Source organism: Streptomyces sp. NBC_01006 (assembly GCF_045162725.1).
GTDB lineage: Bacteria > Actinomycetota > Actinomycetes > Streptomycetales > Streptomycetaceae > Streptomyces.
In genome coordinates this window covers 8,587,145-8,609,827 of record NZ_CP108700.1, presented here as the reverse complement: position 1 = coordinate 8,609,827, position 22,683 = coordinate 8,587,145, and the positions used below count along the sequence as shown (strand labels likewise).

Here is a 22,683-nt window from a genome sequence, read left to right as displayed (position 1 = left end):
ACTATCCGAAATTCGAAATCGACCATCAGGGGCTGTACGACGGGAAACACGACCACTGCTGCGCCCACGGGGCCGACTTCAGGACCAAGGGAAGTCCACCGTCAGGGTGCTCGACCAGAAGGCGGCGGAACGGGCGGGCATCACCGGCGTGCTGTTCACCGCCACCGCCTCCACAGTCGGCGCGGCACAAGTCACCGTCGACTACGGTTCCTTCACCTCCGCCGTCGGCGGCGGCTGGTCCACCCGCCTCGGGCTGGTCAGTCTGCCTTCGTGTGTGCTGACCGCCCCGGAGAAGGCAGAGTGCCGCAAGACCACCCCGCTGCCCTCGGCCAACAGTCTCAAGAACCGTACCGTGAAGGCCGATGTCGCGGCGCTCCCCGCAGGGTCCGCTGCTAGGGCCTGCGTGATGTCGTGATCATTCGGTGGTCTTGATCAGGTCGTCGATCCAGATCGTTGCGGCGTGGAGGTGGAGGCCGGCGAGGTAGCTGTCCGGGCTCTTGTCGCAGCGGGTGGCGATGCCTCGCCAGGCCTTCAGTTTGTTGATCAGGCGCTCGACCGTGTTCCGTTCCTTGTAGAGGTCGGCGTCGTGGCCGACGGGGCGGCCGCCTCGTGCGCCCTTCTTCTTGCGGTTGGCGGCCTGGTCCCGCTTTTCCGGGATGACTGCCTTGATACCGCGTCTGCGTAGGTAGGAGCGGTTGCCGCGGGACGAGTAGGCCTTATCCGCGGCGACCGCGCCGGGCCTGGTGCGGGGACGGCCGACGGGCAGGCGGACTCTCACTTTCGCGAGCACGGGGATGAACTGCGGGCTGTCCCCGGCCTGTCTGGCGTTCAGGACCAGCGCGAGCGGGCGGCAGCTGCGGTCCGCGGCGAGATGAATCTTGCTGGTCAGTCCGCCCCGGGACCTGCCGAGCAGGGCTCCTTCAGGCGGAGCCTGCGTCTGCGTCGGATGCGCCGGCGCTCTGCCTGTCCGTTCTGTTCTTCCGGTCTGCCCGTTACCTTTTTCACGGCCCCGCAACGGGGCTCCCGGCCTCCGGGCCCGGCATGACTTGCTGCCCCAGTCGATCATGATCGAAAAGGTGCTGTCACCGGGTGCCGGAGGCATTGGCAGACCGCTGATTAGGGGCACGAGCGCCGATCCCGTTCCTGGGTGAGGCAGGCGCTTCGTAACGTGGGATGCCGGCACGCTGATGCCGCAGGTGAGGCCGGGGAGGGCACGACCACTGTGGAGAGTGCGCGTGATCGACACGGGTGACATTGACGTCTACCTGGGACTGGACGTGGGCAAGGGCGAGCACCATGCCACTGCCCTGACCCCGGCGGGCAAGCGGGTCTTCGACAAGCGGCTGCCCAACACCGAGCCGAAGCTGCGTGAGGTGTTCAGTAAGCTCCAGGCCAAGCACGGCACCGTGCTGGTGGTGGTCGACCAGCCCGCTTCGATCGGAGCCCTGCCCCTGGTGGTGGCCCGCGACACGGGCTGCCGAGTCGCCTACCTGCCCGGCCTGACGATGCGACGGATCGCCGACCTCCACCCCGGCGAGGCGAAGACCGACGCCCGAGACGCGGCGATCATCGCGGACGCCGCGCGGACGATGCCGCACACGCTGCGGAAGCTGGCGCCGTCCGACGAGGCCGTCGCCGAGCTGGAGATGATCGTCGGGTTCGATGACGACCTGACCGCCGAGTCCACTCGGATCAAGAACCGGCTGCGCGGCCTGCTCACCCAGATCCACCCGTCGCTGGAGCGGGTCCTTGGCCCCAGGCTGGACCATCCCGCCGTCCTGACGCTGCTCGAACGCCACGGATCCCCTGCCCAGTTGAGGAAAGCCGGGCGACGCCGACTGGTGACACTGCTGCGGCCGAAGGCCCCACGGCTGGCCGAGCGCCTGGTCGAGGAGATCTTCGACGCCCTCGACGAGCAGAGCGTCGTCGTGCCTGGCACCGACGCCGCCTCGCTGATCGTCCCCAGCCTCGCCGGCTCACTCAGCTCCGTGCTCGACCAGCGCAAACTCCTCGCCGCCCGCATCGAGGAACTGCTGGAGGCCCACCCTCTTTCCCAGGTCCTGACCTCCATGCCGGGCATAGGGGTGAGGACCGGAGCCCGCATCCTCATCGACGTCGGTGACGCCAGCAGCTTCCCCACCGCCGGCCACCTGGCCGCCTATGCCGGCCTGGCACCGGTGACCAGGAGCTCCGGATCCTCCATCCGCGGCGAGCATCCCTCCCGCCGCGGCAATAAGCAGCTCAAACGAGCCTTCTACCTCGCCGCGTTCGCATCGCTGTCCCAGCCCGAGTCACGCGCCTACTACGACAAGAAGCGAAGACAGGGAAAGCACCACGTCGCCGCCCTCGTCTGCCTCGCCCGCCGGCGCATCGACGTGCTCTTCGCCATGCTCCGAGACGGCACCTTCTACGAACCCCCGGCCGCCACCGCCGCTTGACGAAAACCATAGGGGCACCTTTTTGCCGGGCTGCCTCCTGCTCCTGCGCGGCTTCTTCCAGGGCCGACATGAGGTGCTTGCTGACGCGCATCCCCGCCGCGTCATGGTGGGCGCGGACCGTCGTGGAATCCACGCTGACCAGCGACAAGTCCGTTCCGCCCACCCGGCCCCTGGGCGATCAGGCCTTCAAGCAGGGCGGTGAAGACACCGGCGTCCCGCCAGACACGGAAGCGTCCGTAGACGGTGGCCCACGGGCCGAACTCGGCAGGCATCTCCCGCCACTGGGCACTGGACCTAAACCGCCAGATCACACCCTCGAACTGCTCCCGCAACCGCTCCGGATACGGCCCGTACCTACCGATCGGCAGGTACGGCTCGATGAACTTCCGCTGGGCATGGGTGAGTTGCCTACGCGTCACGACCACAGTCCTACCGGATTCCGCCCCTCGGACAGGACAGAACCTAAGAATGATCACGACATCACACAGGCCCTAACTGGCTGCCAATTTCTAATGCCTGAAAAATGGTTGCAGGACCGTACGCCCGCAAGCCGGGAAACCAGGCACGCCGACACCGGACACCACCCCCACCAACCACCCCGCACCCCACCCCGACACCCTCACCACCACACCACCACCCCACCCCCACCACACCAACCACAAAGAAGCGACGACCACCCCTGTCTGAGCCTGCGCCAACGACGTCATCTCGTACCCCGGTACAACGGCGGCGCAGGGCACTTTCACCACAGCGGAGCGAAGGTGCGGGAGAGCGCGAGAGGGCAGTAGCCCTCTCGCCACACGACCCGCAGAGCTCCGACTTCCACTGCGTTCACGAAGGCGCGGACACTTCCGCGCATGGAGACTGCATAAACCCTCCACAGTCCCCACCATGGGGTGCGATTCTTTGCGTATGGACTTGGAAGAGCTCCTCCGCGCCATGGACCGTACGGCGGCGAACCTCAGCAAGATGGACTCCGTCTGGGAACGCGCGAAGCAGTACATCCCCAGCGGTCCGCAGCTCGGTACCCATCCCGACTACGAAGACCTCGCGCGGGCTTGGGCTGACCTGCTTCCGGGTCTTCCACCAATCGACGGCTGGACTGTGACCGACCCCCTTCCAGACATTGCTGCGATGGGGCAGGATTTCATTGACTATCTTGAGATCATGGAGCCGCCGACTGCCGTGCATGCTGCCAGCGAGAAGCCGGGGGCAGATCTCGCCACCTACCGGTATCGCCTCGACCGCGCGCGCCGACGCGCAGCTCGGGGACGCCTGGAGCAACTCATCGCCAAGGTGGACGCCGCGCTTCCGGTCGCTCTGAAGGACGTGGCACGGGACTCCCTTGGACTCGTGCAGAACGAGCAGACGGAGCAGATCGAGGCGGCCGTCGGGGAAATCGCAAGGCTCCTGGGTGACGCCGCCGACAGCACCGGACGCTGGTGGGACCTGCACAGGCACATGCGATTCAGTGAGCTCTTTCAGAGTGGCCACTGATCGAGTGACCCGGACCGGATCGGGATGAGGACCGCAACGCACAAGGCCCCCGCACCGTTGAGAGAGGTGTTGGAAGTCTCAACCCATCGGCACAGGAGCCCTGTTGGTTCCCCATCCTGCCGCACTTGACCTGCCTCATGCTCTGGTCGAGTGAGTATCGATGCTCATCGTCACCCGTGAGGAAGGCCGACGCTGCAAGCTGCCGCCCCACCAGCGTGCACTCGTGGGCCTGGTCTACCTTCGTCGTCACGACACGCTCGCGGAGATCGCCGCCGGCTTCGGTATATCCGTCGGCACCGCCCACGCCTACGTCAAAGCCGTCGTCCAGCACCTGTCCGGCCGGGCACCCGGCCTTCTGCGTGTCCTGCGCGAGACGGATCCTGATTACGTCCTGCTCGACGGGACGCTCGCCGAGTGCGACCGTGTCGGCGACAGCCGGGCCGACTTCTCCCAGAAGCACCGTCGTCACGGCGTGAACGTGCAGGTCGTAGCCGACCCCTCGGGCAAGCTGCTGTGGATCTCGCCTGCGCTGCCCGGCCGTACCCATGACCTGACTGCGGCCCGCACCCACCGCATCATCCGGATCTGCGAACGCCAGGGTGTTCCGATCCTCGCCGACCGCGCTTATATCGGCGCCGGCCCCTGGGTGACCACACCGATCAGACGGCTCCCGAACCGGGACCTCACCACGACCCAGCGAACGGTCAACCGGGCCCTGTCAGCGGCACGAGCACCGGTCGAACGCAGCATCGCGCGACTCAAGTCCTGGCGGATCCTCCGCAAAGCCCGCTGCAGCCCCAATCGCATGACTGTCATCGTCGGCCGTCCTCACCCTGGAGCGGCAACGCTGACGAAGCTCATTGCCGTTCCAGCGTGAGGACGGATTGGCGATGGCCGTCATGCGGTGGGGAAGCGCCTCACGACCAGACGAGTCGGCCTTCGGCAACCTCGCAGACCGGATGGTTTCCATCGGCGATCTTCGTCAGCATCTCCGCTACGGAGTCGAAATACTGGGCCATCGATTCGTACTTTCCAGTGACCGTGACCTCACCCACGAACCAGCTGCCGACACGCCCGTCCCGCACATCGATGAACTTTCCCATCCAGCCGTCCTGGTCCGACAGGAACGGGATCCACTCATTACGCCAGAACGGATTGTCCGGCTGGTCCTGAGGGTCGAATCCACAGTGCGTAGAGCGGTTCGCGTAGAGCTTCTCCATCGCCCGGATGCCCAGAAAGAAGCTTCCCTCGTCCGGGAACCCGTCGAAGCCGCAACATGCCACTTCGTCGTCGACGTCTTCCTCCGGAAGATCCAGACTGTTCTGCAGCAGCCACGTCCGCAGATCCTCAGGGAGCGAGATCCCCATCCGCTCCTCGGCGGCCGCGAGCGTCTGCTCAGTAGCGGGCCCTGGCAGGTCAGCGTGATCGGCCGGCGCGTGCTGCCGAAGAAGAGTCATCACGCGGGACCAACTCTCAGCCACACTCATCGTTCTCTGCCCTCTCTGCATGGATGCCTCCGTCCGACTGCTCCACGACGGAGGTTGCGAAGTGCCGACCGGAGAACCTTGCAGGGATGCTACTTCGAGCGTGCCTCCCACCCCTCCCCACGACTATCTTCCGACCCGAAGCACAGTGCCGGCTCCTCAGCGCGGTGGCCATCCGTCAAACGGCCGCTTGCCCAGGCCGTCGGGTACACAGACCGAGCCGCCCTGTTCCTGCACTTCCTTGCCGACCTTCTCTCGGGCCCTTCGAGCCAGTTGGCCGGAGTCAGCTCACCCCCACGCCATGACGTCAGTCGTCCGTGCCGCCCTCACCCTGGAGGGGCGAAGCTGAAAACGCTTACTGAACCAACGAAAAGATCAGTAAGCGTGACGTCGAGGGGGACGGTGGCGGCGCCGTCGGTCCCGGTGGTGAGGCTGGTGATCACCTTGCCGGGGGTGTGCTTGCCGGTCTTGTCTGTCTCGTCGGCGCGGATTGCGATGACGGCGTTGAACTCGACGTGATATCGGTGGAGTTGACTGGTACGGCGTCGATGGTGACGGGTCCGGAGTTGGTGCTGCCCTGACCGTCGGGGGAGAAGGGGGCGCGGCCGACGGAGTTGCCGTACTCGTCGTTCAGGTAGATCGTCCCGCCCGCGAAGCGGTTGCCCGGGCCCCAGCCCGTGATGTTGTTCCACGAGACCTCGGCGTACGCGCGGCGGCAGCTCGGGATCCACCCCACGTACAGGGAGCCCAGTGTGGTGTAGCTCCAGTAGCCCTTCCACGTACGCGTCTGAATCGGGGTATTGCCGAGGCGCTGCCTGATGCCGTCGTCACAGGACCGCCAGGGAGGAGTGCCCGGGCAGCGTCTGCCCGACGAGCTGGCGGTCCGGATGTCGCGATCGATCCAGCGGGTGCGTCGTGACAGGTGAATCGCCCCGCCCAGGTTGCGGGCGGGGCGATGACAGGGTTTCGGAACAGTGCCGAGGTTCAGGTCAGGCAAGCGTCATGACGCGCTCACGCAATGATGGAGAACCTCTGATTGATCGAGTTCTTATTGCAGTTGTCGAGCCCAATCCACGTCGGTTCGGCAGACGTACTGCTTTCGAACACACTCAAGCAGAGCCCGGAGAGATCGTGACGTATCATCATCGATTTCATGCCGGTACCTCCGGTGTCGGCGGGGTCTGTGGAGAACGTCTGATCCACTGACCCGGAGCACGGGTAGAGTTCCAGCTTCGCCCTGACTTGCGAAACGTACCCGAGCGGGTCCAGGCAGAGGCCACTGTCCGCTTCCTTGATGGTTGTCAGTGCCGCTGCCGCCCCTACGCCCGCCGCCTTCGCTTTCGAAAACGAGCCAGAGAAGACGAATTCATCGAACGGGGACGAGGGGTATCCGAGAATAACGCTGTCACCGGTGTACGGGCTGCCATTGGGCTGCATGGTGTAATTCGGATACTTGTTGGACCGAAGGTAGTATTCCTCGCCCCCGCCACTCAAATTGAACTCGTTGTACACCGGATAGTGGTCGCTGCTTCCGATCTGGCCGTCACGGACCATGCGCAGCCCCGGGAAGCTATGACTGGACACCATGTAGTCAAGAGTTCCCCCGCTGTCCTGTGTGGGCACACCGGGTTGATAGATCACCGGCCGCCTGCCCACCGTCGGCCATGCTCCGTTGATGTAGGGCTGAAGGGCGCCAGGGTTTACATTGAAATCCCCTATCGCGGTCCAGTTCAAGCCGTCGACAGCTGCCACGGTGTCGCTGATGTTCGACAGGATTTGAACAGCATCCTGCCCGTTGTTCGGAGACGGCGCGTGGACGTTGAAATAGTAGTCCAGGCCGATCCTGATGCCGAAGGAGGGGCGGGTGTTGGGGCGCGGGGGCGGCGCGATGAGGACGGACAGCGCCATTTCCCTTGCGACTATGGCGAAGTTGACCCGTCCGCCATTGGCGGCGTTTCCGTTCATCCAGTAGACCTGGTAGGTCGCGCCGGGTGCTTCCCAGCGGTAACGGCGGACTTGGTACGTCACGTTGCCGAACGTTCGTTCCGCCACGACGCCGAAGTCCTGCATCTCGGCGGGCGCGGGGCCTGCCTCCTGGATTACCGCCAACTGGTTCTCCCGACCGTGTCCACGGCTCAGGAGGGCGGCGACGCTGCTCCAGTTTTGACCGAGAGAGTTCCAGGTCACCAGGTTGATACTGGTGAATGGAGTCGGTTGAGCCTGGGCCGGCGACGCGGGAATCAGGATGAGCATACTGAGAACGCAGAGCAGAGCCCCTATGAGAGGGAAGCGTTTCTGCAATCGACTCGAATGAGCTTTACTGCTCACTGTTGAAAATTCCTTTCAGGGTGAATCGATGGTCCGTCTGGATGTCGTGGTGGCGTAGGTCCTCGGCGATGGCCAGGAGTTCGGTGACGGCCGGGAGTTCGGCGGTGCCGCGTCCGAGGCGCTTCATTTCGTGCACGGTGAGGATGACCCGCTGGCGGGGGACGGCCTTCTTGATGGTGCGGGCGAAGTCCATCGCCTACGAATGGCGGGCTGGCGGGTGAAGTTCCACGTGCACGGGACGGACACCATCCTGGTCACGCGGGGCGCGCTCCCTGCCGGACCCCCGAGCCGGGACTCAGCCCCCGTTCGGCGCCACTTGCCACGCGGTCCAGGAGCCCCCGATGTTCGGCCGGACCCAGTTCGGAAGGGGGCGCCTGGACCGGTCCGGAGACCGGTTCGTCGGCGGTGGCGGCCTGGGCGATGTACGGGACGGCGAGCAGGGTCCCGGCCAGGGCCAGGCTCGCCGCGACGGTCGTCCGGCGCCGTGACGACTTGTCCCGCTTGGGTGCTTTCATGGTGGTTGAGCCTTCGGTGAGGGGTGTGAAAAGGGCGCGCCTGGCCACCGCCGGTCGACGGCGGTGGCCAGGCGCTGTGTTCGCGCGTGTGTCAGGCCGCTGCGTCAGGCCTGTGTGCCACGTGGCCGGTGAGCCGCGCCTGCCGCGCTTGCCGTATGTGCCGCGCGTACCGTGTCGCTCCGCGCCTACTGCTCAATCGGGAAAGGGCCCACGACCACCCAACCGACGGCGGATGGAACCCGCCGCCCCCTCTCCCGTTCCTCCGGGAGGTCTAGTACTGCCGGGCCGGGCAGGTGGTATCGCCCCACGCCGTGGTCACGATGCAGTCCTTGCCGGGGTCGAGCCCGGGGATCTCCACGCCGGCGCCGACCCGGTGCCCGGTGCCGGGCAGCTCCGAAGCGGCGGCGACGGCGGAGGCGGCGAGGCCGCCCGTCGTGATGCCCGCGGCCAGTACGAAGGCCACCATGGCCCGGCGCGTGTTTCCCCGCATGTGCGTCAACTCCTGCTGTCACCCGGCGGCGGTCACTCCGCCGGTGTGTGGTCCTGTGTGCACCGCCGCCCGTCCCGGCCGACTGTGATCACCACTGTGCCAACCCGGCGCCGGCGGCGGCAGCCCTGCCGGGCATCATCTGTGTGCCATGCACTTTTAGGAGGGGTTCCGTGGACGTACCAGCAGGTGACGGCGAGTCGGCGGGAATACGGGGACTCGACGGCGCCGCGGTCCTGCTCTACCGCTGGACCGTCGTCCACGTCCACCTCACCCGGGACACCCTGGCCCGGGCCGCGGCGGAGACCGGCATCGACGACCAGGAGGCGGCCCGGGCCCTGGACTCCCTCCTCGCCGCCTGCCTCCTCCAGGAGCTCCCCGCCGCCGGGAGCCAGGGCGTGCGCTGGCAGCCGGTCAGTCCGCAGGCCGCCGCGAGCCGGCTGCTCTCCGACCGCGACGCCGCGCTACGCGCCCAGGAAGAGACCCTGCGCACCCAGCGCCGCCGGATCCAGGCGGAGCAGGACAGCCTCGCCGCCCTCACGCCCGTCTACCTCCAGGCCCGCCAGCACGCCTTCCCCCAGGGCACCATCGACCACCTGCCCGACAAGTTCGCGGTCCGCACCCTGCTCACCGAGGTCATCGACTCCTGCCGCAGCGAGGTCCTGGTCTCCAAGCACGGCGGCTCCTTCCCCGTCGCCGCCCTGCGCGAAGCCCTCCCGCGCGACCTGGCCCTCCTGGAACGCGGCATCCGCATGCGCAGCCTCTACCAGCACGCCACCCGCTTCGACCAGCCCACCCGCACCCACGCCGAGCAACTGGTCGCCGCCGGCGCCGAGATCCGCACCCTGCCCGAGGTCCTGCCCCAGATGATCATCGTGGACCGGGCCCTGGCCCTGCTCCCGGCCCGCTCCGGCGGCGCGCTGCTCATCCGCGAACCCGACCTCCTCGGCTACCTCCTGGACGTCTTCGAACGGGACTGGGCCAACGCCACCCCGTACGCCACCGGCCCCCAGGCCGCGTCCGGCGTCTCCCGGACCATGAAGCAGGCCATCCTCGTCCTGCTTGCCAAGGGCCTCAAGGACGACACCATCGCCCGCCGCCTCGGCATCTCCCTCCGCACCTGCCGCCGGCACGTCTCGGAGCTCCTGGAGACCCTCGGAGCCCACAGCCGCTTCGAAGCGGGCGTCATCGCCGAACGGCAGGGGCTGACCCGGTACCACGTACCGACGCCCGTGGGCGCGGAGGCCGTAGAGGTCGCCGGGGCCACAGAGGCCAGAAAGCCCGCTGAGGTCGGTGAGACCACAGTGGTCGCCGGAGACGCCGGAGACGGAGAGACCGCGGAGGCCGGCGCCGCAGCGTCCGCCGGGCCCGCCGCCTCCGCCCGTCCCGCCTGTCCCGCCTGTCCCGCCTGTCCCGCCTGTCCCGCCTGTGGCGACCCCCTGCCGCCCCGGCCCGCGGGTCCGGTCAACGGGCGTCCGGCCCGGTACTGCTCGCCCGCCTGCCGCTCCCGCGCCTACCGCGAGCGCACCCGCCTGGCCGCCGCGCAGCAGGTGGCGGCCCCGGCCACGGCCTGCGACCGTCACGAAACCCCGTGACGGCGTGACGAAACCCCGGTGCGGGACACCGGCCCGGCAGCGGACCGGCGTCCGGGGCGACGAATCCGGTCCGGGTCGCTACGTAACCTCCGCGCCGGGGTCTTGCCGTCCTGGGCCTGCTGGGCCCAGGTGGCGGCCATCCTGGCCAGGGACTCGAGGACGGCAGGCTTGCAGTCGTCGTGGCTGCCCTGCTCCGAGACGTAGACCACGACCGTGCCGACCCGGACGTAGGCGTGGGCCTCGCCCTTCGAGAGCTCGAAGGCCATGGACTGCTGGCCCAGGTCAGGCAGCGAACGCGGCTTCCCGGTCTTCTCGTCCGCGGTCATCTCGGTGTAGACCCGCTGGGCGTCGGCGACCGAGGCGGGTGGTCTGTTCCACGGCCATGTCACCCTCGACATGCCGGGAAAGGTCGCCGACTTCCTCCGCACCGCCCGAGTTGGAGCCCGCCGATCGGGCCGCGCTCGACCAGGGCGTGGCCGTGCGGCGAGGCCAGGGATACACCCTGCACGTCACCGCCGCCACAGCGGCGCACCGTCAGCTCCTCGCCCAGTGCCAGCCGCTCGACGGCGGCCCGGGCCTCTCGGCAGTCCCGGCCCAGCGCAAGGCCCGCCGGGAGTACGAGAGCCGGGCCGGCGGTGAAGGCGATGGTCTCCGGGCTGCTGCTGTCCGGCCGTACCGCCACGACGAGCAGGTCCCAGCGGTGCCGGGCGCCGCCCCCGGCAGCTAAGAGGCCGTCTGGTTCGCGTAGTTCGCGGGTGATTATGGTTTATGCGTCTCGCCAGGTCGGGGTGGTTTCGCCGGTTGCGCGTTTGGCGAGGGTGGAGATCGCGGCGAGGCGGATCATGCTTTCGGAGTGTTCGGGTTTGGTCTCATAGTCGCGGGCGAGTCGGCGGTGCATCATGATCCAGCCCAGGCTTCGTTCAACCACCCACCGGCGCGGTAGTACAGAGAAGCCCTTGGTCTGGGTGTTTCGGGGGACGATGTCGACGTCGATGCCGAGTCTGGCGCCGTGTTCGACAGCCTGGTTCTTGTAGCCGGTGTCGGCCCAGACTTTGGTGATCGCGGGATGGGCGGCGGCGGTGCGGGTCAGGAGCTGTTTGCCGGCCTCGTTGTCGGAGACGCTGGCCGCGGTGACCATGACCAGCAGTAACAGGCCGAGGGTGTCGACGGTGATGCTGCGTTTGCGGCCGACGATCTTTTTGCCGGCGTCGATGCCCTGTGTGCTGGTGGGGACGGTGTGGGCGGTTTTGATGGACTGTGAGTCGATGACGCAGGCGGTCGGTTCGGGGTCGCGGCCTTCCTTTTCGCGGACCAGGCGGTGCAGGCGGATGCCGAGTTGTTCGATGGTGCCGTCGGCGGTCCACGCGGTGAAGTAGGAGAAGACGGTGGTGTGGGCGGGGAAGTCGTGCGGCATGTAGCGCCAGGCGATGCCGGTGCGGTTGACGTAGAGGATCGCGTTCATGACTTCTCGCAGGTCGGCGGCCTTGCGCCCGATGTTGAGGGAGGTCTTCTGCCGCTCGGCCCGCCAGGCGGTCAGGACGGGTTCGATCAGGGCCCAGCGGGCGTCGGACAGGTCGGAGGGGTACGGCTTGCGGGCCGGCTGTGCAGTCATGACGCTACTGATACGGTCCGTGCCTCGCGGAAGCCTGTTCCGTCGCTCGACCCGGAGCCACCAAGTCCGGCATTTTCGAACCGGACAGGAGCTTTGGCCGTAAACCTGGACGACGCGCCCGGCTGGAAGCCCGACATACCAGGTGCGAAATCGGCGTAATCGCTAGTGAATGCCGCTTCTTGGACTGGCGACAGACGGCATCAAACCGGGCTTCAGTGGACAGAACATCCACTTAGGCGTGGTCAAGCATCTGACTGGCGGCCCGCCCGCGGAAATCCTTGGCGACGCCGGCTATCAGCGCCTGGGCGCCCAGACCGGCGGCCGCGTGGTAACGCCACCGCACCGCCTCGCCGTGACACGGGAGACCTAGCTTCACGGCCCCTGAAAGGCCCGGGCGTTACAGCGGTGGTGCTCTGTATCCTCCTGCAACCGCACTCATCACGGAAACACGGTCACAGCCGCACCGGGTCTGGACCGGTCACGGGGGCTGCGGGCTACCGGGGGCCGGCTTGGTCCGCGGCCGCAGTCGTTCGCCCTGCGGCCCGAACAAGATCAGGTACTCGACCGGCCCGCCGGAGCCGGCGTTCGCCACCCCGTGCGGGGTGCGGGTGTCGAACTCGGCGACATCCCCGGCGGCCAGGACAAGATCCTGGGTGCCCAGCGCGAGCCACAGCCGCCCGTACAGAACGCACAGCCACTCATAGCCCTCGTGGGAGACCTGCCGGGGCCGCGCGGGCGGATCCTCGACGGTGGGCAGTACGTGCTTGTGGGCGTGCAAGCCGCCGACGTACCGGGTGAGCGGCAGCACCGCCTTGTCGTCGCCGAAGCTCAGCGGCGCCGAGGTGCGCGGCTCGGCCACCGGGGCGGGTGCGGTACCGGCCAGCTCGTCCAGGGAGACGCCGTACTCCTTCGCCAGCTGCACCACCACCTCCAGGGTGGGCTTGCGTCGGCCGGTCTCGATCCGCGACAGCGTGCTCGGCGAGATGCCGGTCGCACAGCTGATACCGGCGAGCGTGGCGCCGTGCTGCTCGCGCGCGGCTCGCAGCCTGGGCCCCATCGCCGCCAGCGTGCCGTCCAGGTCGTCGCCTGTCACCGTTCCCGCTCCTTCCAGCCGCACCGCTCCACCGCCCTGTCCTGCGAGCTTGCCAGAATGGCAACGCTGATCGCGTCCGGCGGCCGCTGCGCCGCATGATCGACGGGTACCCGCGTCCGTCCGCGAACCGAGGAGAAGCCCATGCAGCACGAGGCGACCGCCGAGCTCCGCCACCGCACCATCGAGACCCCGGCCGGGCGCCTGCACCTGGTCGAGCAGGGCACCGGCCCGCTGGTCCTGCTCGTGCACGGCTTCCCCGAGTCCTGGTACTCCTGGCGCCGCCAGCTCCCAGCCCTCGCCACCGCCGGCTACCGGGCGGTGGCGATCGACGTGCGCGGCTACGGCCGCTCCTCCAAGCCCGCCGCGATCGACGCCTACCGGATGCTCGACCTGGTGGAGGACAACGTCGCTGCGGTGCGCGCCCTCGGCGAGGAGAGCGCGGTGGTCGTCGGCCACGACTGGGGATCCAACATCGCCGCTTCCTGCGCCTTGCTCCACCCGGAGGTCTTCCGCGCCGTCGGCCTGCTGAGCGTCCCCTACGCGCCGCCGGGCGGCGCCCGCCCCACCGACATCTTCGGCCGGATCGGCGGCCCTGAGCAGGAGTTCTACGTCTCCTACTTCCAGGAGTCCGGCCGCGCCGAGGCCGAGATCGAGCCCGACGTCCGGGGCTGGCTCGCCGGCTTCTATGCGGCGCTGTCCGCCGACACCATGCCCGCCCACGGCGAGCCCGACCCTCACTTCGTCTCCCACGGCGGCCGGATGCGCGACCGCTTCCCCGCAGGCAAGCTCCCCGCCTGGCTGAGCGAGGACGACCTCTGCGTCTACGCCGCGGAGTTCGAGCGCACCGGCCTGACCGGCGCCCTCAACCGCTACCGCAACATGGACCGCGACTGGGAGGACCTCGCCCCCCACCGCGGAGCCCCGATCCAGCAGCCCTCCCTGTTCATCGGCGGCACCCTGGACGCCTCCACCACCTGGATGGCCGAGGCCATCAACGCCTACCCCTCCACCCTCCCCGCCCTGTCCGCCTCCCACCTGCTGGAAGGCTGCGGCCACTGGATCCAGCAGGAACGCCCCGACGAGGTCAACCGCCTCCTAACCGACTGGCTCACCGCCCTCCAGGGCTGAACCTGACGCGCCGAGCACCCGGCCCCGGACACCCCACTCCCCTAGGCGGTACGGCTTTCTTACAGCTCAGCCGCCTTGCCTGCCGACAGATCGCCCACTTCTCACACCGGCGCTGCCGGACGGGGCGGGTTTGGGGCCGCTGGTACGGGCAGAAGCCCTGCAGGCGGACGCCACGGCCTCCGTGACGCGGTGCCGCTCTGAAGGGCCGGGCAGGGCAGATGCGTCCAAGTCCGAGGACGGCCGGGAACGCGGCTCCAAGGGCCTGGCGGGAGTCCGCCTGACAGGCGAGGAGAAGGATCATGGCAGCGAGACGGACCGTCTACCACGTCTCACCTTCCGGCGAGCGAGCGGCGGCCGCGGGAGTGAAGTGGCAGGTCGAGGGCAGGGAAGGCCGCCGGGTGCTCCACGAGCCGCACCATACGCAGCAGGAGGCGATCGACTCCGCACGCCGCCACGCCAAGGAGCACACGCCCGCGCAGGTCATCGTCCATGCCCGCGACGGGCACATCCGCACCGCATACGCCTACGGAGGCACCTTCGCGGTACCCGCCGGCGGGCGCGGCCGCAGGACAGGAGAAGCTGGAGGCGTCTTCTAGAGCGGCCCTGCACGGGCAGCCGCCAGGTGTTCAGTGACAGTGACAGCAGCACCGGGCCCGTCCTGTGCCTTCCCATACGGTGCCGCCTCAGCCAGAAGGCTCACCCGGGCTCTTTGCCCCGTCCACCGACGGCTCCGCACCCGCCTTCCGGTCTTTGTCCTCTTTACGGGCGCGTGCCACTCGGTCCGGGTCGGCGGGCGGGCCACCGCCCGTGCCGGTCCGGGACGGGGCCCCTGGCCGGCGGCCGTGTTCGTCCACCTCGGCACCGTGATCAGGGAGCAGCTCCGGGCGCGGGTCCTCTTTCCTGCCGGTCATCGTCATCACCTCACATGATCGAGTATGCCTGCGTGCCCGGGCCGGGTCGCGGGTTCAGCCCTCCGTGCATTGGAGGGCCTCGTGCAGCGCTGCCGGGGCCGAGGGTCGGCCCATCAGGGCTGCTGGAGGACGATGCGGTAGCGGTCGGCTCCCCGGCGCCGGTTGAGGACGAGCTGGTCGGCGTGGGCTGGGCGGTGGGGTCGTCGGTGGGCTTGGCCGTCGGCTTCCCGGTCGGTTCCTCGGTGGGCTTGGCCGTGGCCGTGTTGGCCAGGGCCCCGGTGATCCACCACCGAGCCGGGCACCGCCCCGGCGACCCGCGCAGGCCGTTCACCGGCCACCCCGGCCAGCGACGCCTCCTCGCCCACAGGAGGTTCTGCCAGGACCTCGGCCACCGCCTGACGGGCAATCACGAACCGCTCCCACGCGGCTTCCGCCTCCTGGAGCTCGGCCTGCAGGACCTCCACCCGCTGCCGAGCAGCCCGCTCGCGCTCCTCAAGCAGCCCCATCACCGACGGCATCCGGCACCTCCACCGAAGAGACGACACGACACCCCGCCTCTGCCACCGAGGCGCCGTCACTATGCCTGACCAGCGGAAACGCACCCGTCACTATCGGAAAGACAACGGCTTCTGACGGACTACGCCGCCTCGGTCACGTCATCGGGTTCCACCGGGCGGGTCTGCTTCTTGAGCTGCATCCGGGCGTCCACCAGGCTTTCACGGGGAACGGTCGCCCAGTGAGGGTGGTCGACGACGGCGGTCGACAGCTCCCGGAGCTCCGCTCTCATCCGGTCGACCGTCTCCTTCTGCTCGTCGCTCCAGCCGGGGCGGTCGGGGACGTCGCCGCGGTGGGAGAACCGCTCACCGCGTTCCCAGCCGGCCATGGGTTCCACGCTCCAGGGCAGTTCGGCCAGGTAGGCGCGGTGCTCGGCGTGGGCGCGGTGGAGGCGCTCCTGCAGTTGAAGGAGATCGTCGGGGAACGCGGGCGCGGTGGTAGTCACACTTGGATCGCAAATCTGTTCGATTTCTGTGGGGAAGTCGGCGCTCGGGGGCGTCACCTGTTCGGGCTCCGGCTCCGCGTTGATGGTCTCCCCCAAAGCGGGCGGCGACGAAGGCACGGAGAGCACTGCGGGGTGGCTCAGCGGCTGAGGCCCGGGGTCGAAGGCCTCGACCGGGGGTGGCGCTGGCGCGAAGGCTCGCCGCTGCGGGATCAGAGCAGTCGTATCGGACGCGACGGCCACCGCTGGGCCGAACCCGCTCAGGCTCGCTGCGGGGCGGCATGTGGGCAGGTTGGGGCTCGTCTTCGAGCTGGAGTCGTCCGGCTATGTCGGGGGCACGATGATGACGCCCGCTTGAAGTTGAGCAAGGCGGTCACGGTCCGCGTCGGTCACCCAGAACCGGTCGACCTTGGCCCCCATGAGGTACTCGACGGGGACGATCGTTCCGGCCGCCGTCCGGCGCACGAGGTCGTCGAACAACACGTCACGCGGCTTGGGAGTGACATGTGGCTTGCCGCGCCGGCGTACCCCGTCCGGGTACGGATAGACCGCCGTCAGGTCACAGAACTGCGACTACAGCTCCAAGGTTCTGTGGCACCACTTGTAAGGCATCGCGACAGTTGTGGGCATGACATCAAGAATCTGATGCCGACGCCGTACGCCTTGCTGTTGACCATCCGCACCGCGAGAGGGGACGGTCGTTCAGCAACCGTTCAGATATACGTTCAGTGGTGTGATGCCTGCTGGGGCTGCGCAAGCTAGCTGGTCTGCGGAGCCCCAGCAGGCATTCTGCGTGGGTCTGTACGGTCACGTCTGTCATCAGGTGTCCCTTCCTTGGCTTTGTTCACTTCTAGTACTCCAGCGGTAGATCGTGATCTTGACGACCGGACGGCCTGCTGGCGGTGGTAACTCCTCGCGAATCAGCTGTAGGTAGGACCGGGACCGAGGGCGGGGTCAACGAGACGGGCAGCGGTCTGGGGATCGGGCGGACGCTCAGTCCATGTCGGATCCGGCCTTCCAGGCAAGGCGGAGCTGCTCTGTGGCACCGGCGGCTTGGCGAAGGCCCGCCTGGTAGGCCGGTTCCCAGGCCGTGCGGTCGTTGAGGTCTGAGCCAAATGCGCGTATTGATGCCGGATCGGGTTCGATGGTCACCACCGTGTACGCCGCGGCGACCGCCAGCTCCTGGCGGAGCAACTCGCGGGGAAACAGGTGCGCCTGCGGGTCGATCACGACGAGCGTGCGGGCTCCGGCCGCGAGTGCGGCGTTGGTTGCCGACCGCAGGGAGCCGTCCATGTATCGGCGGCCGTTGATGGTGATCGGTGGGTAGATGCCTGGGAAGGCCGTGCTTGCCGCCACGGCGGAGGACAGGGGTGCGCCACCCGCGTGGTCGAAGACCTCCTGTTCGCCGGTCTCGGCGTCCATCGCGGTGATGAGCAGCTTCCGGTCCGGCCATTGGTCTGTGCCGGCCATGGCGCGCATCCGGGTGATATGTGCCTGCTCGGGGCCGGTTTCGGCGGCGAGCGCGATCTGGCCCACTCGGCGCCAGGCCTCGGCTGGGTTCGACGCGGCGTTGCCGAGCACGGCGAACGCCTCGCCTAGTCGGCGCCCGTCCACCTGGGGTGGGGTGCTGTTGGTGTCGGGGCGTACTGGGGTGGCGAGTCGGTCGGGGTCCTGAGCTGTGGCCAGTACTGCGCCGACGATTGCGCCAGTCGACGTCCCGACGATCAGATCGGCCTCGCTGAGATCCACTCCGCCGCGGCGCAGTCCGCAGGCCAGTCCGGCCATCCAGGCCGCACCAACGGGGCCTCCGGCGCCCAGTACGAGTGCCCGGTCGAGTGTGTACATGACTATCCCTTCCCATTATTGAAACAGTCGTACCATATACTGGCGTGGGCTCAGGTCCGCAGTACCGAGAGGATGATCCACCGTGGGGCGACCCCCAGATCCCGCCCGGCGGGAGCGCACGCTGGCGCGGGCGACCGACTACGTACTGGCACACGGCCTGGCCGGGTTGAGCCTGCGGCCGCTGGCCGCGGCTCTCGATACCAGCCCGCGAATGCTGCTCTACGACTTCGACAGCAAGCAGGAGTTGGTGTCTGCCGTCCTCACCGAGGCCCGCCGCCGCGGTGCAGCGCGGTTGGCCGCGAACCTCCCGCCCAAGGCAGCCTCCCCGGAAGAACACCTGCGCGGCATCTGGGCCTGGATGAGCGCACCCGAGCGTGCTCCGTACGTCCGGCTGATCTTCGAGGTGCACGCCGACGGCTTGACCCACCCGGAGAAGTACCCGGACCAGTCCGAGGCGATCAAGGGCTGGTTGAACACCCTCGGCGCCACGGTCCGCGACATCGCCACCGGCCCTGACGACACCGTCATTCCCACGCTGGTCATGGCTGTTATCCGGGGCCTGCTGTTCGATCTCACGACCACCGGCGACCGCCGCCGCACCGACCGCGCCCTGGACCGCTTCTGCGAACTCCTCCGGCATTGAGTGAACCAAACGATCACGCGGCGGCCGCCGGTCATAGCGCAGACCCTGCCCGCTGGCAGGAGGCATTCGAAGCCCTGATGGAACGGATCGCGGGCCGGTTCGCGCGGGTCGAACCCCGTCGGCGGACAAGGCGGTTGGTGCTCGGCCTACTCTCGGACCTGCCGCGCAAGAACTGCTGGACCATCGCCGAGTGGGCCGGGGACGCCACCCCGGACGGCATGCAGCACCTGCTGAACCGGGCCAAGTGGGACGCCGACGCCGTCCGTGACGACCTGCGCGACTACGTGGTCGAGCATCTGCACGACGATCAGGCGGTCCTCGTGGTCGACGAGACCGGCGACGTGAAGAAGGGCAGCCACACAGTCGGCGTCCAACGCCAGTACACCGGCACAGCAGGGAGAATCGAAAACTCCCAAGTCGCCGTCTATCTGGTCTACGCAGGCCAACGCGGACACGCCGCAGTGGACCGGGAACTGTATCTCCCGCGCTCGTGGACCGACCAGCCCAACCGCTGCCAGACGGCTGGGCTCGACCCGGACACCGTGTTCGCGACCAAGCCCGAACTGGCCAACCGCATGATCACCCGGTTCCTGCACGCCGGCCACCAGGCCTCCTGGGTGGCTGGCGACGAGGTCTACGGCGGCAACTCCAAACTGCGCACCGCCCTGGAGCAACGCGGCACCGGCTACGTGCTCGCGGTAACCCGCACCCATGAGGTCACCACCCAGGCGGGGAAGTTCCGCGCGGACGCCCTGGCAAAGACGCTCCCCCAGCGGGTCTGGCAGAAGCTGTCCGCCGGGGCTGGAGCCAAGGGGCATCGCTTCTACGACTGGGCCCACATCGACCTACCTAGCACCGCCTCCGGCTACCAACACCTGCTGATCCGCCGAAACCGCACCACCGGCGAACTCGCCTACTACCGCTGCTACTCGCCTAAACCAGTGCCACTGGCGACCTTGGTTCGGGTCGCTGGATCAAGGTGGCGAGTGGAGGAGACGTTCCAGTCCGGAAGGGCCTGGCCGGACTGGACGAACACCAGGTCCGCCGTTACGCGTCCTGGTCTCGCTGGGTAACCCTCGCCATGCTCGCCCACGCCTTCCTCGCCGTCGTCCGCGCGGACGAACACACCCGCCAGCCCACCCAGGACAAGCTGGTCCCGCTCACCTGCAACGAGATCGCCCGCCTGTTCATCACCCTCGTTGCCCAGCGAGTCCACGACACGGCCCACCGGCTCCGCTGGTCCTACTGGAGACGTCGCCACCAGGCCCGTTCTCAAGTGAGCCATTACCAACGCCAAGCCGCATCTCCAGCATGATCACCATCTACCGCTGGAGTACTAGCCGAGCCAGACGATGTCCAGGACGGACAGGTGCCGTAGCGGACGGTTGACGAAGTGGATGACGGACAGGCGGCCGGCGGACGCGATCCGGACGTCTTCGCCTTCGGGGTCAGCGGGGTCCCACTGGCGGAAAGCCCCACGGGTCGGCCGCGGCAGCGTCGAGCAGGTCCCCCACACCGTCTCTTCTGCGTGTTCGGGGAGGGCGGCGAGGACCTTCGCAGCCGGTGACCAAATGCGGACCGCGTACGGCTGCAGGCTCACCGGCGCCGCCGACCGCGGAGCTCGGCCATGTCCATGAACCCGGCCTCGTCGCGGCCGGAGGCCACGAACGCGTCGACCGAGGGGGCGGAGGCGAGACGGGCCTGCCAGGCGTGGACGACCTCGTACAAGATGGTTCAAGGAGAACGTCCGGCGCGACTCCTCCAGCGCCGCCGCCCACTCCGCCTCGAACGCCGGCACCCACCGCGCGGCGCGGCGATCGGCGCGCAGCTGCGCGAGGAGTTCGGCCGGCGCGCCGGGCGCAGGCGCGTACGGGGCAGGGGCTGCGGGGGTGTGGTCGGGCTGAGCGCTCATCGGCTCCTCCTGCGGCGGGTGCTACCGACCACCGTAGAACGAGATGGCCCAGGCCGTGGAGGCTCGGGCAGATACGGCACCGTTCCCCTGCTCCATGCCGCCGTCCAGGGCGCAGCGCCCGGGACGGGACTGCACCTTCTACGCCCGGGTCTTCGAATCTTCCGCACGACGCAGGGCGTTCACCAACGTCCACGACAGGTCGTCGGAATCCAGGTCCTAGTCGCCGACCGCTTCCAGGTACGAGTGCCGTGACGTCATGTCCGCCCGTGGCGGATCTGCCGGGGGCAGAGGAACGGCGTCCGGGGGGTTCCCGAGGTCAAGAGTGGAGTCGACGGCATCCCGCCTCGACAAGGAGAAAAGATGACTCCCCTCACCATGCTCGCGCCCCGCGCGGAGGAGGGCGACACACCGCCCGGCCACTTCGACGACCACCTCGCGGCAAGGCTGCTCGACCAGCGGATCGTCCTCCTCGGCACCCAGGTCGACGAGGTGTCGGCCAACCGGGTGTGCGCGCAGCTGCTGCTGCTGTCGGCGCAGGACCCGCGCTCCGACATCAGCCTGTACGTCAACAGCCCCGGCGGGTCGGTCACCGCGGGTCTCGCCATCTACGACACGATGCGGCTCATCCCGAACGACGTCTCGACGCTGGCGATGGGCTTCGCCGCCAGCATGGGCCAGTTCCTGCTCACCGTGGGGACGCCCGGCAAGCGGTTCGCGCTGCCGAACGCGCGGATCATGATGCACCAGCCCTCGGCGGGAATCGGCGGCACCGCCGCGGACATCGAGATCCAGGCGGAGAACCTCCAGTTCACCAAGAAGGCCGTCGAGCGGATCACCGCCCAGCACACCGGGCAGAGCGAGGAGGCGATCGCGCGGGACGGCGACCGGGACCGCTGGTTCACGGCCGAACAGGCCAGGGAGTACGGGATGGTGGACCGGGTGGTGGAGTCGCTCGCCGACATCCGCCCGGCCACGCCGCGCCGACGGACGGGGCTGTGACATGGGGTCGTACACGGTTCCCTACGTGATCGAGCGGACCGCGCAGGGCGAACGGTCCTACGACGTCTTCAGCCGGCTGCTGAACGAGCGGATCATCTTCCTCGGCACCGAGATCGACGACGGCGTTGCCAACGTGGTCATCGCGCAGCTCCTTCACCTGGAGTCGGCGAGCCCGGAGCAGGAGATCTCGATCTATCTCAACTCGCCCGGCGGATCGTTCACTTCGCTGATGGCGATCTACGACACGATGACGTTCGTGCAGGCGCCGATCTCCACGTTCTGCGTCGGTCAGGCGTCGTCGACGGCGGCGGTGCTGCTGGCGGGCGGAGATCCCGGGCGACGGTTCGTGCTCCGGCACGCGCGGGTGCTGCTCGGCCAGCCGGCCAGCGGCGGCCGGCAGGGGACCGTCTCCGACCTCAGCCTCGCGGCCAAGGAGATGGTCCGCATCCGCTCGCAGGTGGAGGAGGTCCTGTCCCGGCACACACACCACGACGTGGCGACGCTGCGCGCGGACATGGACCGGGAGAAGGTGTTCACCGCCGAGGAGGCCGTGGCCTACGGGCTCGCCGACGAGGTTCTGAGCCGACGGTTCGCGTTCGTCTGAGCCCGTGCGGCCGTGGCCGAGGGCCGGCGAGCCGGCCGGTACGGCGGGGGCGCGCCCCGTCGTACCGCCGTGGGCCCGGTCCGGTCAGGCGGCGAGGCAGAAGCCGTCGTACTGCGCCGTGGGCGACGTGGGTGACGTGCGGCCCCGGACCAACCGGCTCCGGGCGTGCCGGGCCAGCTCGTCACCGGCGAGCAGCAGCAGGTCGGCGAGGCTGAGCCCGAGGGCCTGGGCGGCGGCCGCGAGCACCTCCGAGGATGCCTCCTTGCGTCCGCGCTCCACCTCCGACAGGTACGGCATCGAGATCCGGGCCGCCTCCGAGACGTCCTTCAGCGTGCGCTCCTGGGCGAGCCGCTCGCGCCGCAGCACGTCGCCGATGAGGTCACGCCACAGGGGCTCCCTCGGCGCGCGTGGCTGTGGACCCCCCACGGGTCGCCGCGGGGCGCCGGCCGCCCCGCCGGAACCAGGCGACGGGGCCTGCGGGCGCAGGGAGATGACGCGGGACTCGTTCGGCGCATGAGTGCTCACCCCCTCACCCTAAGGATCCGGGGCGCGGGGGGAAGGGAGTGGCCTTCTGCCCTGGGTGAAGCCGCGCCGG

Annotated in this window: 25 protein-coding genes and 5 pseudogenes; 12 read left to right on the top strand and 18 right to left on the bottom strand. The window is 68.6% G+C overall.

Annotated features, from left to right (window positions below; all coding sequences use genetic code 11):
* The first annotated feature begins 106 nt into the window (after positions 1-106).
* Positions 107-415 carry a hypothetical protein gene (locus OG509_RS39480; protein WP_406187380.1) on the top strand — a complete coding sequence of 103 codons (309 nt, stop codon included), beginning with the start codon at positions 107-109 and terminating at the stop codon, positions 413-415.
* Here the strand turns inward: OG509_RS39480 and OG509_RS39475 are convergent.
* Positions 416-990 (bottom strand): annotated as a pseudogene (locus OG509_RS39475) (IS5 family transposase); the annotation flags it as partial.
* 197 nt (positions 991-1,187) lie between these two features.
* On the opposite strand from OG509_RS39475, the gene OG509_RS39470 reads away from it, so the two are divergent.
* Positions 1,188-2,438 (top strand): IS110 family transposase, encoded by a 1,251-nt coding sequence (locus tag OG509_RS39470; RefSeq protein WP_406187379.1) that lies wholly within the window; start codon positions 1,188-1,190, stop codon positions 2,436-2,438.
* On the opposite strand, the pseudogene OG509_RS39465 reads toward OG509_RS39470, so the two are convergent.
* Positions 2,344-2,857: pseudogene (locus tag OG509_RS39465) on the bottom strand (transposase); the annotation flags it as partial. The gene OG509_RS39470 and the pseudogene OG509_RS39465 overlap by 95 nt on opposite strands.
* A gap of 493 nt (positions 2,858-3,350) precedes the next feature.
* Between OG509_RS39465 and OG509_RS39460 the strand changes: the two are divergent.
* The gene (locus OG509_RS39460; protein WP_406187378.1) at positions 3,351-3,935 is read left to right on the top strand and encodes a hypothetical protein; all 585 of its coding nucleotides are present in this window, start codon (positions 3,351-3,353) and stop codon (positions 3,933-3,935) included.
* 160 nt (positions 3,936-4,095) lie between these two features.
* Positions 4,096-4,786, top strand: a pseudogene (locus OG509_RS39455) (transposase family protein).
* 66 nt (positions 4,787-4,852) lie between these two features.
* On the opposite strand, the gene OG509_RS39450 reads toward OG509_RS39455, so the two are convergent.
* The 6 genes from OG509_RS39450 to OG509_RS39425 all read right to left on the bottom strand — a co-directional run bounded on the left by OG509_RS39450 (position 4,853) and on the right by OG509_RS39425 (position 8,752).
* Positions 4,853-5,443 carry an SMI1/KNR4 family protein gene (locus OG509_RS39450; protein ID WP_406187377.1) on the bottom strand — a complete coding sequence of 197 codons (591 nt, stop codon included), beginning with the start codon at positions 5,441-5,443 and terminating at the stop codon, positions 4,853-4,855.
* Between the two features lie 415 nt (positions 5,444-5,858).
* On the bottom strand, positions 5,859-6,416 hold the full coding sequence (locus OG509_RS39445; RefSeq protein ID WP_406187376.1) for a hypothetical protein: 558 nt from the start codon (positions 6,414-6,416) through the stop codon (positions 5,859-5,861).
* A gap of 14 nt (positions 6,417-6,430) precedes the next feature.
* A complete protein-coding gene (locus tag OG509_RS39440; protein WP_406187375.1) occupies positions 6,431-7,672 on the bottom strand; it encodes a ricin-type beta-trefoil lectin domain protein in 1,242 nt (413 codons plus the stop codon).
* A gap of 64 nt (positions 7,673-7,736) precedes the next feature.
* A complete protein-coding gene (locus tag OG509_RS39435) occupies positions 7,737-7,940 on the bottom strand; it encodes a hypothetical protein (RefSeq protein WP_363126650.1) in 204 nt (67 codons plus the stop codon).
* A gap of 61 nt (positions 7,941-8,001) precedes the next feature.
* Entirely contained in the window at positions 8,002-8,262 is a 261-nt protein-coding gene (locus tag OG509_RS39430; protein WP_406187374.1) for a hypothetical protein, read from the bottom strand.
* 271 nt (positions 8,263-8,533) lie between these two features.
* A complete protein-coding gene (locus OG509_RS39425; protein WP_285544044.1) occupies positions 8,534-8,752 on the bottom strand; it encodes a hypothetical protein in 219 nt (72 codons plus the stop codon).
* Positions 8,753-8,922: 170 nt separating this feature from the next.
* On the opposite strand from OG509_RS39425, the gene OG509_RS39420 reads away from it, so the two are divergent.
* The gene (locus tag OG509_RS39420; RefSeq protein ID WP_406187373.1) at positions 8,923-10,344 is read left to right on the top strand and encodes a LuxR C-terminal-related transcriptional regulator; all 1,422 of its coding nucleotides are present in this window, start codon (positions 8,923-8,925) and stop codon (positions 10,342-10,344) included.
* On the opposite strand, the gene OG509_RS39415 is transcribed toward OG509_RS39420, so the two are convergent.
* Positions 10,329-10,742 carry a hypothetical protein gene (locus OG509_RS39415; RefSeq protein ID WP_406187372.1) on the bottom strand — a complete coding sequence of 138 codons (414 nt, stop codon included), beginning with the start codon at positions 10,740-10,742 and terminating at the stop codon, positions 10,329-10,331. The two genes, OG509_RS39420 and OG509_RS39415, sit on opposite strands and share 16 nt — an antisense overlap.
* Positions 10,743-10,780: 38 nt before the next feature.
* Here OG509_RS39415 and OG509_RS39410 point away from each other — a divergent pair, with 38 nt between their 5' ends.
* Positions 10,781-11,071: a hypothetical protein gene (locus tag OG509_RS39410; protein ID WP_406187371.1), complete on the top strand. Its 291-nt coding sequence runs from the start codon at positions 10,781-10,783 to the stop codon at positions 11,069-11,071.
* A gap of 39 nt (positions 11,072-11,110) precedes the next feature.
* Here the strand turns inward: OG509_RS39410 and OG509_RS39405 are convergent, their stop codons facing one another.
* Both OG509_RS39405 and OG509_RS39400 read right to left on the bottom strand, forming a co-directional pair.
* Positions 11,111-11,956, bottom strand: a complete 846-nt coding sequence (locus OG509_RS39405; RefSeq protein ID WP_331742725.1) for an IS5 family transposase — start codon at positions 11,954-11,956, stop codon at positions 11,111-11,113.
* Positions 11,957-12,434: 478 nt separating this feature from the next.
* Positions 12,435-13,049: a helix-turn-helix domain-containing protein gene (locus OG509_RS39400; RefSeq protein WP_406187370.1), complete on the bottom strand. Its 615-nt coding sequence runs from the start codon at positions 13,047-13,049 to the stop codon at positions 12,435-12,437.
* 141 nt (positions 13,050-13,190) lie between these two features.
* On the opposite strand from OG509_RS39400, the gene OG509_RS39395 reads away from it, so the two are divergent.
* Positions 13,191-14,177 carry an alpha/beta fold hydrolase gene (locus tag OG509_RS39395; RefSeq protein ID WP_406187368.1) on the top strand — a complete coding sequence of 329 codons (987 nt, stop codon included), beginning with the start codon at positions 13,191-13,193 and terminating at the stop codon, positions 14,175-14,177.
* Positions 14,178-14,476: 299 nt separating this feature from the next.
* Entirely contained in the window at positions 14,477-14,773 is a 297-nt protein-coding gene (locus OG509_RS39390; protein WP_406187367.1) for a DUF2188 domain-containing protein, read from the top strand.
* A 428-nt stretch (positions 14,774-15,201) separates the two neighbouring features.
* Here OG509_RS39390 and OG509_RS39385 read toward each other — a convergent pair whose 3' ends face one another.
* The 4 genes from OG509_RS39385 to OG509_RS39370 all read right to left on the bottom strand — a co-directional run bounded on the left by OG509_RS39385 (position 15,202) and on the right by OG509_RS39370 (position 17,930).
* Positions 15,202-15,606: a hypothetical protein gene (locus OG509_RS39385; protein ID WP_406187366.1), complete on the bottom strand. Its 405-nt coding sequence runs from the start codon at positions 15,604-15,606 to the stop codon at positions 15,202-15,204.
* Positions 15,607-15,725: 119 nt separating this feature from the next.
* Positions 15,726-16,088 (bottom strand): hypothetical protein, encoded by a 363-nt coding sequence (locus OG509_RS39380; protein ID WP_406187365.1) that lies wholly within the window; start codon positions 16,086-16,088, stop codon positions 15,726-15,728.
* 321 nt (positions 16,089-16,409) lie between these two features.
* The gene (locus OG509_RS39375) at positions 16,410-16,568 is read right to left on the bottom strand and encodes a hypothetical protein (protein WP_406187364.1); all 159 of its coding nucleotides are present in this window, start codon (positions 16,566-16,568) and stop codon (positions 16,410-16,412) included.
* Positions 16,569-17,078: 510 nt separating this feature from the next.
* Positions 17,079-17,930 (bottom strand): patatin-like phospholipase family protein, encoded by an 852-nt coding sequence (locus OG509_RS39370; protein WP_406187363.1) that lies wholly within the window; start codon positions 17,928-17,930, stop codon positions 17,079-17,081.
* Between the two features lie 82 nt (positions 17,931-18,012).
* On the opposite strand from OG509_RS39370, the gene OG509_RS39365 reads away from it, so the two are divergent.
* Positions 18,013-18,573: a hypothetical protein gene (locus OG509_RS39365; RefSeq protein ID WP_406187362.1), complete on the top strand. Its 561-nt coding sequence runs from the start codon at positions 18,013-18,015 to the stop codon at positions 18,571-18,573.
* A gap of 77 nt (positions 18,574-18,650) precedes the next feature.
* Positions 18,651-19,888: pseudogene (locus tag OG509_RS39360) on the top strand (IS701 family transposase).
* A 21-nt stretch (positions 19,889-19,909) separates the two neighbouring features.
* On the opposite strand, the gene OG509_RS39355 reads toward OG509_RS39360, so the two are convergent.
* Both OG509_RS39355 and OG509_RS39350 read right to left on the bottom strand, forming a co-directional pair.
* Positions 19,910-20,173, bottom strand: coding sequence for a hypothetical protein (locus tag OG509_RS39355; RefSeq protein WP_406187361.1), 264 nt, complete (start codon positions 20,171-20,173; stop codon positions 19,910-19,912).
* Positions 20,170-20,485: pseudogene (locus OG509_RS39350) on the bottom strand (DUF6247 family protein). Before OG509_RS39350 ends, OG509_RS39355 begins: the two are co-directional and overlap by 4 nt.
* Positions 20,486-20,845: 360 nt before the next feature.
* Between OG509_RS39350 and OG509_RS39345 the strand changes: the two are divergent.
* Positions 20,846-21,484, top strand: coding sequence for a ClpP family protease (locus OG509_RS39345; RefSeq protein WP_406187360.1), 639 nt, complete (start codon positions 20,846-20,848; stop codon positions 21,482-21,484).
* Position 21,485: 1 nt separating this feature from the next.
* Positions 21,486-22,088, top strand: coding sequence for a ClpP family protease (locus OG509_RS39340; RefSeq protein WP_189748386.1), 603 nt, complete (start codon positions 21,486-21,488; stop codon positions 22,086-22,088).
* Between the two features lie 84 nt (positions 22,089-22,172).
* On the opposite strand, the gene OG509_RS39335 is transcribed toward OG509_RS39340, so the two are convergent.
* The gene (locus tag OG509_RS39335) at positions 22,173-22,613 is read right to left on the bottom strand and encodes a helix-turn-helix domain-containing protein (RefSeq protein WP_406187359.1); all 441 of its coding nucleotides are present in this window, start codon (positions 22,611-22,613) and stop codon (positions 22,173-22,175) included.
* Positions 22,614-22,683 lie beyond the last annotated feature (70 nt).

What these genes read in the sequence shown, in the direction of transcription:
- OG509_RS39385 (WP_406187366.1), bottom strand. Translation starts at nt 15,606, where the DNA reads ATGCCGTCGGTGATGGGGCTGCTTGAGGAGCGCGAGCGGGCTGCTCGG.
- OG509_RS39405 (WP_331742725.1), bottom strand. Translation starts at nt 11,956, where the DNA reads ATGACTGCACAGCCGGCCCGCAAGCCGTACCCCTCCGACCTGTCCGAC.
- OG509_RS39450 (WP_406187377.1), bottom strand. Translation starts at nt 5,443, where the DNA reads ATGCAGAGAGGGCAGAGAACGATGAGTGTGGCTGAGAGTTGGTCCCGC.
- OG509_RS39415 (WP_406187372.1), bottom strand. Translation starts at nt 10,742, where the DNA reads ATGTCGAGGGTGACATGGCCGTGGAACAGACCACCCGCCTCGGTCGCC.
- OG509_RS39460 (WP_406187378.1), top strand. Translation starts at nt 3,351, where the DNA reads ATGGACTTGGAAGAGCTCCTCCGCGCCATGGACCGTACGGCGGCGAAC.
- OG509_RS39430 (WP_406187374.1), bottom strand. Translation starts at nt 8,262, where the DNA reads ATGAAAGCACCCAAGCGGGACAAGTCGTCACGGCGCCGGACGACCGTC.
- OG509_RS39390 (WP_406187367.1), top strand. Translation starts at nt 14,477, where the DNA reads ATGGCAGCGAGACGGACCGTCTACCACGTCTCACCTTCCGGCGAGCGA.
- OG509_RS39340 (WP_189748386.1), top strand. Translation starts at nt 21,486, where the DNA reads ATGGGGTCGTACACGGTTCCCTACGTGATCGAGCGGACCGCGCAGGGC.
- OG509_RS39470 (WP_406187379.1), top strand. Translation starts at nt 1,188, where the DNA reads ATGCCGCAGGTGAGGCCGGGGAGGGCACGACCACTGTGGAGAGTGCGC.
- OG509_RS39425 (WP_285544044.1), bottom strand. Translation starts at nt 8,752, where the DNA reads ATGCGGGGAAACACGCGCCGGGCCATGGTGGCCTTCGTACTGGCCGCG.
- OG509_RS39395 (WP_406187368.1), top strand. Translation starts at nt 13,191, where the DNA reads ATGCAGCACGAGGCGACCGCCGAGCTCCGCCACCGCACCATCGAGACC.
- OG509_RS39435 (WP_363126650.1), bottom strand. Translation starts at nt 7,940, where the DNA reads ATGGACTTCGCCCGCACCATCAAGAAGGCCGTCCCCCGCCAGCGGGTC.
- OG509_RS39345 (WP_406187360.1), top strand. Translation starts at nt 20,846, where the DNA reads ATGACTCCCCTCACCATGCTCGCGCCCCGCGCGGAGGAGGGCGACACA.
- OG509_RS39440 (WP_406187375.1), bottom strand. Translation starts at nt 7,672, where the DNA reads ATGCTCATCCTGATTCCCGCGTCGCCGGCCCAGGCTCAACCGACTCCA.
- OG509_RS39370 (WP_406187363.1), bottom strand. Translation starts at nt 17,930, where the DNA reads ATGTACACACTCGACCGGGCACTCGTACTGGGCGCCGGAGGCCCCGTT.